Annotated in this window: 14 protein-coding genes and 1 tRNA gene; 8 read left to right on the plus strand and 7 right to left on the minus strand. The window is 65.2% G+C overall.

What is annotated here, in order from left to right:
* Positions 1-8: 8 nt before the first annotated feature.
* From AC0L27_RS15950 to AC0L27_RS15960, 3 genes are all read right to left on the minus strand, one after another.
* Positions 9-452: a GNAT family acetyltransferase gene (locus tag AC0L27_RS15950; protein ID WP_275171658.1), complete on the minus strand. Its 444-nt coding sequence runs from the start codon at positions 450-452 to the stop codon at positions 9-11.
* On the minus strand, positions 449-1,876 hold the full coding sequence (locus tag AC0L27_RS15955) for an FAD-binding oxidoreductase (protein WP_275171660.1): 1,428 nt from the start codon (positions 1,874-1,876) through the stop codon (positions 449-451). The genes AC0L27_RS15950 and AC0L27_RS15955 overlap by 4 nt, the downstream gene beginning before the upstream one ends.
* Before the next feature lie 80 nt (positions 1,877-1,956).
* Complete coding sequence (locus AC0L27_RS15960; RefSeq protein ID WP_473319649.1) at positions 1,957-2,946, minus strand: L-threonylcarbamoyladenylate synthase; 990 nt, start codon at positions 2,944-2,946, stop codon at positions 1,957-1,959.
* Between the two features lie 68 nt (positions 2,947-3,014).
* Here AC0L27_RS15960 and AC0L27_RS15965 point away from each other — a divergent pair.
* A tRNA-Pro gene (locus tag AC0L27_RS15965) sits at positions 3,015-3,091 on the plus strand.
* Positions 3,092-3,293: 202 nt separating this feature from the next.
* Here AC0L27_RS15965 and AC0L27_RS15970 read toward each other — a convergent pair.
* From AC0L27_RS15970 to AC0L27_RS15980, 3 genes are all read right to left on the minus strand, one after another.
* Positions 3,294-3,620: a hypothetical protein gene (locus AC0L27_RS15970; protein ID WP_354057129.1), complete on the minus strand. Its 327-nt coding sequence runs from the start codon at positions 3,618-3,620 to the stop codon at positions 3,294-3,296.
* Positions 3,621-3,843: 223 nt separating this feature from the next.
* Positions 3,844-4,068, minus strand: coding sequence for a hypothetical protein (locus tag AC0L27_RS15975; protein WP_275171667.1), 225 nt, complete (start codon positions 4,066-4,068; stop codon positions 3,844-3,846).
* 156 nt (positions 4,069-4,224) lie between these two features.
* Positions 4,225-4,485: a hypothetical protein gene (locus AC0L27_RS15980; RefSeq protein WP_275171669.1), complete on the minus strand. Its 261-nt coding sequence runs from the start codon at positions 4,483-4,485 to the stop codon at positions 4,225-4,227.
* 179 nt (positions 4,486-4,664) lie between these two features.
* Between AC0L27_RS15980 and AC0L27_RS15985 the strand changes: the two genes are divergently transcribed.
* The 6 genes from AC0L27_RS15985 (at position 4,665) to AC0L27_RS16010 (ending at position 10,161) form a co-directional block, all read left to right on the plus strand.
* Complete coding sequence (locus tag AC0L27_RS15985; protein ID WP_354209058.1) at positions 4,665-5,126, plus strand: hypothetical protein; 462 nt, start codon at positions 4,665-4,667, stop codon at positions 5,124-5,126.
* 130 nt (positions 5,127-5,256) lie between these two features.
* Positions 5,257-6,216 carry an N-carbamoyl-D-amino-acid hydrolase gene (locus AC0L27_RS15990; RefSeq protein WP_354209056.1) on the plus strand — a complete coding sequence of 320 codons (960 nt, stop codon included), beginning with the start codon at positions 5,257-5,259 and terminating at the stop codon, positions 6,214-6,216.
* Between the two features lie 1,171 nt (positions 6,217-7,387).
* A complete protein-coding gene (locus AC0L27_RS15995) occupies positions 7,388-8,008 on the plus strand; it encodes a TetR/AcrR family transcriptional regulator (RefSeq protein WP_473319700.1) in 621 nt (206 codons plus the stop codon).
* Between the two features lie 52 nt (positions 8,009-8,060).
* On the plus strand, positions 8,061-9,254 hold the full coding sequence (locus AC0L27_RS16000; protein ID WP_354209053.1) for an MFS transporter: 1,194 nt from the start codon (positions 8,061-8,063) through the stop codon (positions 9,252-9,254).
* A gap of 139 nt (positions 9,255-9,393) precedes the next feature.
* Positions 9,394-9,813, plus strand: a complete 420-nt coding sequence (locus AC0L27_RS16005; protein ID WP_354209052.1) for a DUF4118 domain-containing protein — start codon at positions 9,394-9,396, stop codon at positions 9,811-9,813.
* Between the two features lie 138 nt (positions 9,814-9,951).
* Positions 9,952-10,161 carry a hypothetical protein gene (locus AC0L27_RS16010; RefSeq protein WP_063996623.1) on the plus strand — a complete coding sequence of 70 codons (210 nt, stop codon included), beginning with the start codon at positions 9,952-9,954 and terminating at the stop codon, positions 10,159-10,161.
* A gap of 257 nt (positions 10,162-10,418) precedes the next feature.
* Here the strand turns inward: AC0L27_RS16010 and AC0L27_RS16015 are convergent, their stop codons facing one another.
* Positions 10,419-11,390 carry a LysR family transcriptional regulator gene (locus AC0L27_RS16015; protein WP_354209051.1) on the minus strand — a complete coding sequence of 324 codons (972 nt, stop codon included), beginning with the start codon at positions 11,388-11,390 and terminating at the stop codon, positions 10,419-10,421.
* Positions 11,391-11,510: 120 nt separating this feature from the next.
* Here AC0L27_RS16015 and AC0L27_RS16020 point away from each other — a divergent pair, with 120 nt between their 5' ends.
* Positions 11,511-12,548, plus strand: a complete 1,038-nt coding sequence (locus tag AC0L27_RS16020) for a class 1 fructose-bisphosphatase (RefSeq protein ID WP_354209050.1) — start codon at positions 11,511-11,513, stop codon at positions 12,546-12,548.
* Positions 12,549-12,556 lie beyond the last annotated feature (8 nt).

Raw genomic sequence — 12,556 nt, forward strand, 5'->3', positions numbered from 1 at the left:
GCTCGATCTCAATTGCTTGGCGTTGTGGTGCGGCCGTCGAGCCACTTCTGGAACATCACCGAGGTCGATTCCTCGAAACCCAGCGACTGGTAGAACGCATTGGCCTGCTCATTCCCGCGCCGGACCAGGAGCTGGAGCTTCAGAATTCCAGCCGCGCGCAGCCAGTCCTCGGCCGCTGCCATGATGACGCGTCCGTAGCCACGCTTCTGTCTATCCGGGTCGACGGCGACGTAATAGACCCAGCCGCGATGGCCGTCATGGCCGACCATCACGGTGGCGACGATGGCGCCGCCGTCGCGGCCGAGCAGGATGGTGGAATTGTCGCGCCGCCGCGCCAGCGCGATGTCGGCATGCGGATCGTTCCAGGGCCGGGTCAGGCCGCAGCGCTGCCACAGCGCGACCACGGGCTCGACATCGGGGTCGGTGATCGCATCGATCCTGAGCGCACTCACAGCACTTTTCCCGGGTTCATGATTCCGAGCGGATCGAGCATCGCCTTGAGCTGTCGCATCAGCTCGATTGCGGTCTTGTCCTTCACGTCGGGCAGCTCGTCGCGCTTGAGCACGCCGATGCCGTGCTCCGCCGAGATCGAACCGCCCATGCGCAGCACGATCGCGAACACGACCGCGTTCATCTCGTGCCACCGCGCCAAATAATCCGCGGTGTTGGCGCCGATGGGCTGGCTGACATTGTAGTGCAGATTGCCGTCGCCGAGATGGCCGAACGGCACCGGCCGCGCGCCGGGGATCAGTTTGACCACGGCTTCATTGGCCTCGGCAATGAAGGCGGGCACCGTGGCCACCGGCACGGAAATGTCGTGCTTGATCGAGCCGCCCTCCGGCTTCTGCGCCGACGACATCTCGTCGCGCAGCTTCCAGAAGCCGGCTCGCTGGGTGAGGTTGGCCGCGATCACCGCGTCGTCGACGATCTCGTCCTCCATGGCGCGGCCGAGGATCGCTTCCAGCGGCGTGCGGGCATCGTCACCCGGCGAAGACAATTCCATCAGCACGTACCAGGCATGCTTCTGCGCGAGCGGATCGCGCACGTCGATGCCGTGGCGGATCGAGAAATCGACCGCCATCTCCGAGAGCAGCTCGAAGCTCGTCAGCGCATTGGCGGCCTCGCTTTGCGCGATTGCCAGCAGTTTCAGCGCGGCGTCCGGCGACTTCAGCCCGACGAAGGCGGTCTCGATCGACCGCGGCTTCGGAAACAATTTTAGCGTCGCCGCGGTGATGATGCCGAGCGTGCCTTCGGCGCCGATAAAGAGGTTATGCAGATTGTAGCCGGTGTTGTCCTTCTTCAGCTTGGAGAGCACGTTGAGCACGCGCCCGTCCGCCAGCACCACCTCGAGCCCCAGCGCCATCTCGCGCGCGACGCCATAGGCGAGCGCGGCCGTGCCGCCGGCATTGGTCGAGAGATTGCCGCCGATGGTGCAGCTCCCTTCCGCGCCGAGCGAGAGCGGAAATAGCCGGTCGACGTCCGCGGCCTTCTGCTGCGCGATCTGCAGGACCACGCCGGCCTCGCAGGTCATGGTGTTCGACGCAGTGTCGATCTCACGGATCTTGTCGAGCCGCCGCAGCGACACCACCACCTCGCCATTGTGCGGCGTCTGGCCGCCGACGAGCCCGGTGTTGCCGCCCTGCGGCACCAGCGCGATTCTGTGCGCGGAGGCGAGCTTGCAGATTGCGGCCACTTCGGCGGTCGAGCCCGGGCGCAGCACCAGTGGCGAGCGGCCGTGGAACAGATTGCGCTCCTCGGTGACATAGGCCTCGATGTCGGCCGCATCCGTGATGGCGTGCCTCTCGCCGACGATCTTGCGGAATTGTTCGATCAAATCGGGGGCAAGCGGAGGGGTGGCGGGATGATTAATGTTCATTGTCTTGTCTCTTCTCAAGCTTCTTACTCTTTGCGCATGATCTTGCCGGAAAACCGCTACACACTTTTCCGGATCATGCGCTATCGCGCCACGGCCGCCCGGCGCAGCCGATCATTGATCGCTTCGCCCAGATCCTGTTCGGGGATCGCCATCACCGCAATCGCCCGCGGGCTCCTCACATCGAGGGCGCGAAGATAGCCGAACAGATTGGCGGCGGCTTCATCGAGATCGCCGGTGGGGGACAAATTCATGACGGCGGTGGCAGCCTCCAGGCCAGGCAGGCGCGCGGGGCCGAACGCCAGCAGCGCTTCGCCCGGCGCGACATCCTGCGCATTGAGCCGCACATTGGCGCGTGGCGCGTAATGCGAGGCCAGCATGCCCGGCGCCAGCGGCTGGCTGTCGTCGCTGTCGGCCTCCGCCGGCAGTCGCGCCAGCGGCGTGCCGAGCACGACCTCGATCCGCTCGCGTGACAGCCCGCCGGGCCGCAGCAGCATCGGCGCCGCGAAGCAGCCGACGATGGTCGATTCGACGCCGACCGTAACCGGCCCGCCGTCGACGATCAGGTCGATCCGCCCCGCAAGGTCGCCCTCGACATGGGCAGCCAGCGTCGGCGAGACGTGGCCGGAGAGGTTGGCCGACGGCGCCACCACAGCCCCGCCAAAGGCGCGCAGGATCGCCTGCGCCACCGGATGGGCCGGAATGCGGATCGCGACCGTATCGAGGCCCGCGGTGGCAAGCTCGGCCACGGGGCAGTTTTCCGATTTCGGCACCACCAGCGTCAGCGGCCCCGGCCAGAACGCCTCCGCAAGGCGCAAGGCGCAGGCGTCGAATCGCCCGATCCTCCGCGCCGCCGCGAGGTCGGCGACATGCGCGATCAGCGGATTGAAGGCCGGCCGCCCCTTGGCGGCGTAAAGATGGGCGATCGCGCCGGCATTTCCAGCGTCCGCCCCGAGCCCGTAGACCGTCTCGGTCGGGAACGCGACCAGCCCGCCGGCGGCCAATGTCCGGACGGCAGCTTCCGCGCCGGCCTCGCCGGCCGGTAAAATCAGCGTTTCAAGACCCGTTTTCACAGGGATAAGATTCCTCAGCTCGGCCGCTTGCGGTGCGCCAAACCCGACGCTATAAGCCGGCCTCTTGTCGGAGTGTGGCTCAGCCCGGTAGAGCACTGCGTTCGGGACGCAGGGGTCGCAGGTTCGAATCCTGCCACTCCGACCATTCTTCCAAAAGTCGACGTTTTCCTAGAGGCTCGTTCCCCAAAGGCTTGGCGGACCGGCCGCCGGCGCCCGGGAGCGCCTTCTTGCAACGATTTTCAGGGCGGGTCCACGGCCGATTTGGCCCGACAGGGCGGCGTGTTGCGAAGGCATGGCTCGGCGTTTGCCGATATCGATAACTCGGCGTTGCAAGCTAGGTCAGAGGACTACCGCCTGGCCACCAGCACACCGACCATGAACGCAATCATCAGCGCCGGCAGCGGCGCCTCGCGGACCATGCCGCGAACGATTTGCGTCCAATCTTGCTCCGGGACGAGTTTCGGAGACCTGATCTCGGGCGCTGGCTTGATGCCCCATTCGGAGGCGAGTTCGGCAATTTCGCCTGAGGCAAGCCGCACGCCGTCGCGGACGCGGAAGATGGCGGCGTCCGCGCGCTCGCGCGGTGCCAGCAACATCATCGTCGTGACGGCGGTACGCAAGGTCATCTCGCCGTAGCCTTGCAGCCTGACCGATTCCTCGGGGTCGGACGTCATCGCAAATACCTCACAGCGCCAAATGCTTTACAATGCGAAGTGGCGCGCGATGGTGAAGGCCATCGCCGCGCACAGGACCAGCGTGGATACCGCGCCGGCCACGCCGCGGGCGAGATCGGCCCGCGTCAGGTGCCTGGTCATGATTTTGCTCCATGCTCGGCATGGCAATGGCGGGGAGGCGGCGTTGGTTCCTTGCGCGGCGGGCGAATCGCGCGAACGCTGGCTACTTCCGCAGCAGCTCGCTCAGCGCCGCCGTCGCTTCGGCGCAGCGGATCTCGTCGATTTCGCGCGACAGGCTGAGCGCGCTCGATCTGAGCTCTTCGACTTTCCAGCTATCAGGGTGCTGGGTCTCGAGTTGACCGAGCCGCTTGTTTAGATCGTCCAATCTGGTTTGCAATTGTTCGACGCTGGCGGCCCCATTCACCACCCAGACTCGTTGCGCACGCATCGTAGTTCCCCTGCTCGTCTCACGGCGTTGTGAGAGGGGTTCGTGGCCGCAATGGGAATTTCTTTTGTCGGGGTTTAGACGAACGGGAACCGTTGCAGATCGGCAACGCGAGTTCCTTCGCGTCGGCGTGCGTCTGGAGGTCGGCCCGTCACGGCATCAGGCCGCGCGCGGCCACTCGGTCGATTGCTTTTCAAGCCGGCTTTCGAGAATGGCGATGCTCACCCGGATATTGTCGCGCCGGGCCCGCAGGTTCTGCGCGAGCATGGGGTAGGCGACGTTCTGGGGATCGGAGTTTCCAGCCTTCCGCTCTTCCTCCAGAATGTCGGCGTCGATCATTCGCATGCGCCAGCGCAGATCGGAGATCAATGCGTGGAGCTGGGTCGGCATGGTCGCTTCGAAACGGGACGTCGGATGCATGATCGCCTCACGATGAGACAGACCCACTGCGGGTCTGAGGGATTTGCCTCCCTTGCAGCAAGCGGAATGCCAGTGACGACTGAGCGAGTTTCTCCGCGATTGCTCGCCCTCGCGCCGGAACGTTTGCCACTCTTTCCCGTTGCTGCAGGGGCCTCGATAACGAGGCGATCGAGGGACCCATGCCGCTCATCCGCTATTTCGTCTTCACCGGCGGCGCTCTGCTCGCCCTCCTGTACCTTGCTGATTACTACCTGGCCGGCCCCGTGAGCGCGGCCGCCGAATCTGGGCCGGACCTCTCGATCGCCCGGATTCATTCCGCGCAGACATGGCCGGAGAAGATCGTCTTCGACACCAACGTACGACAGATTCCGTTGACCAAAACTGTGGCGTCATCGACATCGGACGCGGCGGCGCCGGCCGCGCCGGAAGGTACACGCCAGGCATTTGCGATGGCGGCGCAGCCCGCCACGGAGCTCAAGACTTCGGAGTCCAAGGCTTCGGACGCCAAGGCCGCAGAGCCCAGGCAGGCCAAGGCGGCCGCCCCGAACAAGCGCGTCGCGGAGCGGCATCGTCGCCGCCCGCCGTCGCGCATGGCGGCGCGCGATCAGTTCTTCAACGAGCCCGCCGCCGCAGGATGGTGAGCGGCGCGTTCGGCGTGACGGTCGGGCTGCCTCTCGGTTGGGCACCGTGCCGGACAGCGAGGCTGTGCGCGCGACGCATCGCGCGATAGTCTCTGCCGCGACTTGACGGGAAGCGGCCGAGGAAGAATTCGTGGCAAGATTTGTGACTGTGGCAGCCGGCCAGCTTGGCCCTGTCGCGCGGACCGAGACCAGAACCGCGGTCGTGGCGCGCCTGATGACCTTGATGCGCCAGGCGCACGCCAACGGCTGCGACTTGATCGTCTATCCCGAGCTGGCGCTGACCACGTTCTTTCCGCGCTGGTATTTCGAGGATCAGGCGGAGATCGACAGCTTTTTCGAGCGCGAGATGCCGGGGCCGGAGACGAGAGGCCTGTTCGAGCTCGCGCGCGCGATCGGCATCGGATTTTCCCTTGGCTATGCCGAGCTGACGGTCGAGGCCGGAATTGTCAGGCGCTACAACACCTCCATCCTGGTCGAGAAGAGCGGCGCCATCGTCGCCAGATATCGCAAGGTTCATCTGCCCGGCCATGCGGAGCACGAGCCCTGGCGCCAATTCCAGCATCTGGAAAAGCGCTATTTCGAGCCCGGCGATGGGTTTGGCGTGACCGAGGCCTTTGGCGGCGTGATGGGGATGGCGATCTGCAATGACCGCCGCTGGAGCGAGACCTACCGAGTGATGGGCCTGCAGGGCGTCGAGATGGTGATGATCGGCTACAACACGCCAGTGCACAATCCGCCCGCGCCCGAGCACGACGATCTCTCGCTGTTTCACAATCATCTGGTGATGCAGGCCGGCGCCTACCAGAACGGCACCTTCGTGGTCGGCGTCGCCAAAGCGGGGGTTGAGGAGGGCGTCGACCACATCGGCGGCAGCTGCGTCATCGGCCCCTCCGGCGAGATCATCGCGCGATGCACGACCAAGGGCGACGAGATCGCGCTCGCTCGCTGCGATCTCGATCTCTGCAATTCCTACAAGCGCACCACGTTCAATTTCGACGTTCACCGTCAGCCGCAGGCCTACGGGATCATCGTCGAACGGAAGGGCGTGACCCTCATGGCCAACGGAACGCCGGTGCGAACGAAGGAGTGATGTTTCTTTCTCTGTCGGCCACACCCACCGCTGTCGTCCCGGCCTCGTGCGCAATTGCGCACTAGGCCGGGACGACGGTCGAGCTTGTGACTTGATGCGAGCGCCTCATTGCCCGACGGGCAAAACACCTGCAGGGGTGTCAATCCAGCCGCACGAAAATATTCCACTTTACCGAAATTCGGTTTTGTCGTATGTGTCGGCCATCCCGGCTCATCCTTGAGGGGCGATCTCGTTGTCGTCTTGATTGCGAGCCGGGTTGCGATGGACGCGGCAGCGTCGGCACGAGAGGTGCGGGCAGGGCGGGTAGTCCCTGTGAGCCCGTGGCCACGTGCGGACGAGCGGCGCTGTGAAGTTCGTCTCGTCGGTATTTCGATGGCTACGTGCACGATGCCGTCGAACCCTGCGGCGAAATGGCGAATGCGCGTACGGCAAAACCGTGTGGTCCTGGCCGTCGTTGCTACGGTCAAGCTTTCGCGGAGGTGTGTGCGAGCCTAACCGGGCAGACAGCATCATCCAATTCGCGAGGCGAGGGAGGCCAGAAGGAAAGTTCGGCTCCCGGGAGAGCACGGCATAAGCCGTCCAACCATCGCGCAGGGAAGGCCGAGTGATTGGCTACACCTGTATGCTGCTGTGCGGTTTCCTTGCGCTACATCTTCGCGCAGCGGACCGCGGGTGCCAGCCGGCACCCGGCCTTCCCTGCGCCCTCTTGGATAAGAGGGTGGAATGACGAAGCAAAACTCGGGCGAAATGCGCCGCGAGGCTGCGAAGGTGTGTCTGCGGCTACACACTCCCTGTCATCGCCCGGCTTGACCGGGCGATCCAGTACTCCGAGACAGTTATGATTGAACCGCGAAGCCGCGGCGTACTGGATTCCCCGCTTTCGCGGGGAATGACAGTGGTGCTGGAGGACGAAGCCGTCACTTCATACTCCGTCATTGCGAGCGCAGCGAAGCAATCCAGTCTGCCGCCGCGGAGGGATTCCGGATTGCTTCGCTGCGCTCGCAATGACGATGTAGAGAGAGTGTCCGCCAAACCCACCTGGGGTAATGGGTCCTGGCCTTCGCCAGGACGACGCTGGAGTTGGTGGCGATCAGTTCGACCCAAACCCCATCACAACCAAGTGTCTTTCGACGGTCTTTATTCGGGAACAATCATTCCCTATTATCCCGCAATGCAAAAAGCCGCCCGCAAATCCCGTTCCGTCGTCCGTCCGCCCGGCCGTCCCCGGGAGTTCGACATGGACACTGCGCTCGACAGGGCGGTCCGCGTGTTTTCCGAGCGGGGTTATCATGCCACCTCGATCGGCGATCTCACCGCGGCGATGCGGCTGGCGACCGGCAGCGTCTACAAGGCGTTTCGCGACAAGCATGCGGTGTTTCTCGCCGCCTTCGAGCGCTACGTCGCGTTGCGCCAGGAGCAGACCCGCAGCGCCGCGGCGCAAGGCGGCACTGGCCGCGAGCGGCTCCGCAACCTGCTGCTGTCGTATGTGGAGCACTCCCAGGGCAGCGAGGGGCGGCGCGGCTGCCTCGTGGTCGGCAGCGCGGTCGAATTGTCCGCGGTCGATCCGGTGGTCGCCGCGCTCGTCAGCGCGCGGCTCGAGACCAACGAAGGCTTCATCGCCGGGCTCATTCGCGAGGGGCAGGCCGACGGATCGATTCCCCGCCATGTCGCCGCCGACGACACCGCGCGGCTGATGATCTGCATCACGCAGGGCCTGCGCGTCGTCGGCAAGGCGCGCCTTTCGCTCGACGGCAAGCGCCTGGTCGCCGTGGCGATGAAGCTGCTCGCCTGAATTTTTTGTAATATTAGGGAACAATCGTTTCCTATATCTGGAGACCGTGTGAATGACGATGAATGCCACGATCGAGACCGCGCCCGAGCCGGATGCGGTGTCGCAGCGACTGACCTTTGTGCTTGCCGCGGCCTGTGGCATGGTCGCCGCCAACATCTATTACGCCCAGCCGCTGATCGCTCCGATCAGCGTCGCGCTCGGCCTGTCGCATGCGGCAGCGGGGCTGATCGTCACCATGACGCAGATCGGCTACGGCGTGGGGCTTCTCTTCATCGTGCCGCTCGGCGACCTCCTCGAGAACCGTACCCTGATCTGCTCCGTCATCACGCTCGGCGCGGCAGCCCTGCTCGCTGCGGGGTTCTCGTCCCACGCGCTGCCGTTCCTGATCGCCGCGCTGTTCATCGGGCTCGGCTCGGTCGCGGTGCAGATCATCATTCCCTATGCGGCGCATCTCGCGCCGGCAGCCATTCGCGGCCGCGTCGTCGGTAACGTCTCGACCGGCCTGATGCTCGGCATCATGCTGGCGCGGCCGGTGTCGAGCTTCGTTACGGCGATGCTGTCCTGGCACGCGGTGTTCTTCTGCTCGGCCGCGCTGATGATCGTGCTCGCAGCCGTGCTCTGGATGACGCTGCCGAAACGCAAGCCGGTCGCGCGCATGCACTATGGCGAGTTGCTGCTGTCGATGCCGCATCTGGTGCGGACCACGCCGCTGCTGCGCCGCCGCGCGCTGTACCAGGCCAGCCTGTTCGGCGCCTTCAGCCTGTTCTGGACCGTGACACCGCTGCTGCTCGCGAGCGAATTCAGATTCACGCAGGGTGGCATCGCGCTGTTCGCGCTTGCCGGTGTCGCCGGCGTGTTCGCGGCCCCGATCGCCGGGCGGCTTGCCGATCGCGGCCATAGCCGCATGGCAACATTGGTCGCGCTGCTGCTCGCGGCCGTTGGCTTCCTGATCACGCATGTCGGCGCGGCTGGATCGGTGTTGAACCTCGCCTGCCTGGTCGTGGCCGCGATCGCGATCGACATCGGCGTGCAGGGCAACGTCGTGCTCGGCTTCCGCGCGATCTTCGCGCTGGGGCATGAGCATCGCAGCCGCCTCAACGGCCTCTACATGGCGACGTTCTTCACCGCGGGCGCGGCGGGCTCGGCGGTCGGCGCCTGGGCGTTTGCGCAAGGCGGCTGGACGCTCGCATCGGCCATTGGCCTCGCGCTGCCCATCGCAGGCCTGATCTATGCGGCCACCGAGTAGGGGGCGCGGTGGTCCAAATTGTGCGATCCGGCCCGTTTACCACGGCCGTCCGGCCGGCAATTTCCGCCTCGCAGTTTCGCTGCCGGTGTAGTACTTTGGTCGCAAGCGAGCCTGATTAACGGGCGGCAGGGGGAGGCTGATGAGGCGTGCGGGGCTGGTTGGCGTAGCGCGGGTACGACCGTGGTCGTGGCAGGCGTTCCTGCTTGGATTCGTCGTTGTCGCAATGTCGGCTGCGCTCCAGGGCGTCTGTGTCTCGCTCGGCGCAAAACTCTATTTCGCGGCGTTCCTGCCCGGCCTCTTTGTGCTCGGTCTTGTCGCGGGCGCACCGGCGGCGGCGTTCGCCACGGTGCTCACCATTCCGCTGGTGTGGTGGGCGTTCATGCCGCCTTTCTTCGAGTTCAATTTGCTGACCAGCGCGCATGCCGATTCCATCAAGCTGTTCTGCCTGCTCGCCGTGCTGGTGATCGGCCTTGCCGATCTCTGCCGCGCGACGATGGCGATCATCAGCCGCGGCGGGTTGAAGCCGCGAAGCGAAAGCGCGGCAACGAATTCGCAATAGATCGGCACTGCGCGGCCGCGCGCGTTGCGCGCGGGCAACAGTCCGGAAACCATTCGCGCGCTTGCTGTGCGGCGCTAACTTTTCGAAAAAGATTTGGCCGCAATTTCTCCCCCGGGAATGACGAGGGAGTTTTCGGACATGAACGGCCAAATCACCGGCCACGCCATCTTGGAGAACGTGCGCCGCTACCGCGGCATCGCATCGCTCTATCGCCAGACCGCTGCATTCCGCCCGGACCAGAGCTGGTCGCTGCTGGAGCAGGCGAGGGATTGGGAAGCGCGGGCGCTGCTGGAGCTGGAAGCCTATTTCGCCGCGCGGATGGATTACGCCGCGACGCGTGCGGCCTGATCGTTAACCATCGGCGCGGCCTTGGGCAGGCCCGCCGAAGGCTCGGTCGTGGGGGCGTGCACGGAAAACACGGGGCGATTACGGAGTTATCTCGACGCCCGCTTATGCTAGCAACGTCCCGACCGAGACATCCCAATTCGGCCGGGGCAAGCGATGACCACCTTCAACCGCATCTTCACGACCGAGCGCCTGCTCCAGATCATCGTCATTCTGGCGGCCACGGTCGCGATGAAGCTGATGGGCTGAATCTCGACGGGCTATCGCGCGCCGAATTCGGGCAATTCGGGCAGATAGTTCGCCCCCTCCGAGCCCAGAAAATCGAACATCGCCTGCGCCGGCGGCAACAGCACCTTGTCGCTGCGGCGGATCACGTACCATTGCCGCACGATCGGCAGGCCCGCGACGTCGAGCACGACGAGCCGGCCCTCGGTGAGCTCGTGCGCCACCGTGTGGGCCGAGATGAAGGCGATGCCGAGCCCGGCGATCACCGCCTGCTTGATGGTCTCGTTGCTGCTCATCTCCATGCCGATGATCGGCTCGAGATCCGACCTCTGGAACATGCCTTCCATCAATGTCCGCGTGCCCGAGCCGGGCTCGCGGGTGAGGAAGGTCTCGTGCACGAGGTCGGTCAGGTTGAGGCCGGAATCCTTCTCCAGCCAGTGCCCCTTGCGTGCGACGATGATATGCGGATTACGCCCGAGCTGACGGACGTCGACGCTGACATCGGCCGGTGGCCGACCCATCACCGCGAAGTCGAGGTCGTAGCCGTGCATGGCCTCGCGGATCTCCTCGCGATTGCCGATGGTGAGCTTGAGCTCGATGTTCGGATACCGCTTCGAGAACGCCGCGATCGCGTGCGGCACGAAATATTTTGCGGTCGAGACCGCGCCGAGATGCACCGTGCCGCCGGTCCGCCCCGCAAGCAGGTCGAGCGCGCCCTGGCAGTCGGCAATTGCGGCTTCGACGCGCTCGGCGAGGGTAAGCACCTCCTTGCCCGCCTCCGTCAGCAGCATGCCATCGCCGGTCCGCTGCAGCAGCGGCAGTCCGGCGAGATCCTGAAGCTGGCGCAGTTGCTGGGTCACGGCCGGCTGCGTCAGGCCGAGCTGGGTCGAGGCTGCCGTGACGCTGCCCTTCGCCGCTAGCGCCGCAAGCGATCGAAGCTGCCGGATCGTCAGATGCCGGAGCTGTGCCGCTGAATGGGCATTATAAGACATTTCTTTGGCGCTCATTATGAATAGAAATTTTCCTTATTAAACCGCCCCTGTCAATCTCGTCGTTGTTGGCACTGACCGCACCGACCTCCAGCGAGGAGGGAACTGGATACGGCACCAGCAAAGGGATGGACGCAGATGACCGGGCAATTCAGGCTGGACGACCACCTTCAACGGTATTCGGAGACGGCGCCGCATGCGCTGGCCGTGGCAGCCGCGGTCGACGCCATCGCGGCGGCCGCGATCGAGATCGCCGATCTCATCGCCACGGGAGATCTCGCCGACGCATCGGGCCTGACCACCGGCCGCAATAGCGACGGTGACGTCCAGCGCGATCTCGACGTGCAGGCGGATGCGATCCTGCGCCGCTGCCTCGGCAAGCTGCCCATCGCGGCACTGGCGTCGGAAGAGATGCGCGAACCCCAAATCGGTGACCGCGCGGCGAAGATCTGCGTTGCGATCGATCCGCTCGACGGCTCCTCCAACATCGACATCAACATGACCGTGGGCACGATCTTCTCGATCCTGCCTGCGCCCGATGATCTCGCGCTCGCCTTCCACCAGCGCGGCTCGGCGCAGCTCGCGGCGGGGTTCGTCACCTACGGCCCGCAGACCTCGCTGGTGCTGACGCTCGGCGACGGCGTCGACATCTTCACGCTTGACCGCAAGTCCGGTTGCTTCCGTCTCGCCCGCAGCGCTGTGCAGATCTCCGAGACCTGCGAGGAGTTCGCGATCAACGCCTCGAACCGCCGGCATTGGGAACAGCCGGTGCGCGCCTTCGTCGACGAATGCCTCGCCGGTGTGGAGGGGCAGGCCAACCACAATTTCAACATGCGCTGGGTCGGCTCGCTGGTTGCCGAGGCCTATCGCATCCTCACCCGCGGTGGCGTCTTCCTCTATCCCTCCGATGCACGGCCCGGATATGGCGACGGCCGCCTGCGCCTCGTCTACGAGGCGCACCCGATGGCTTACATCATCGAGCAGGCCGGCGGCTCTGCTTCGACCGGGCGCGAACGCATCCTCGAACTCTCGGCGCAGAGCCTGCATCAGCGCGTGCCGCTGATCATGGGTTCGAGCAACGAGGTGCAGCGCGTCGAGGAACTGCATTGCGATCCCTTGCTGGTCGCCAGCGTCTCAGCACCGCTGTTTGCGCGGCGCGGCTTCTTCCGGCTGTAAGCGAGGCA

It is taken from the genome of Bradyrhizobium sp. Ken51 (assembly GCF_055807435.1).

Coding starts and splice junctions, on each gene's coding strand:
- AC0L27_RS15980 (WP_275171669.1), bottom strand. CDS start 4,485: ATGCATCCGACGTCCCGTTTCGAAGCGACCATGCCGACCCAGCTCCAC.
- AC0L27_RS16020 (WP_354209050.1), top strand. CDS start 11,511: ATGACCGGGCAATTCAGGCTGGACGACCACCTTCAACGGTATTCGGAG.
- AC0L27_RS16010 (WP_063996623.1), top strand. CDS start 9,952: ATGAACGGCCAAATCACCGGCCACGCCATCTTGGAGAACGTGCGCCGC.
- AC0L27_RS15995 (WP_473319700.1), top strand. CDS start 7,388: ATGCAAAAAGCCGCCCGCAAATCCCGTTCCGTCGTCCGTCCGCCCGGC.
- AC0L27_RS16015 (WP_354209051.1), bottom strand. CDS start 11,390: ATGAGCGCCAAAGAAATGTCTTATAATGCCCATTCAGCGGCACAGCTC.
- AC0L27_RS15970 (WP_354057129.1), bottom strand. CDS start 3,620: ATGACGTCCGACCCCGAGGAATCGGTCAGGCTGCAAGGCTACGGCGAG.
- AC0L27_RS15975 (WP_275171667.1), bottom strand. CDS start 4,068: ATGCGTGCGCAACGAGTCTGGGTGGTGAATGGGGCCGCCAGCGTCGAA.
- AC0L27_RS16005 (WP_354209052.1), top strand. CDS start 9,394: ATGAGGCGTGCGGGGCTGGTTGGCGTAGCGCGGGTACGACCGTGGTCG.
- AC0L27_RS16000 (WP_354209053.1), top strand. CDS start 8,061: ATGACGATGAATGCCACGATCGAGACCGCGCCCGAGCCGGATGCGGTG.
- AC0L27_RS15955 (WP_275171660.1), bottom strand. CDS start 1,876: ATGAACATTAATCATCCCGCCACCCCTCCGCTTGCCCCCGATTTGATC.
- AC0L27_RS15985 (WP_354209058.1), top strand. CDS start 4,665: ATGCCGCTCATCCGCTATTTCGTCTTCACCGGCGGCGCTCTGCTCGCC.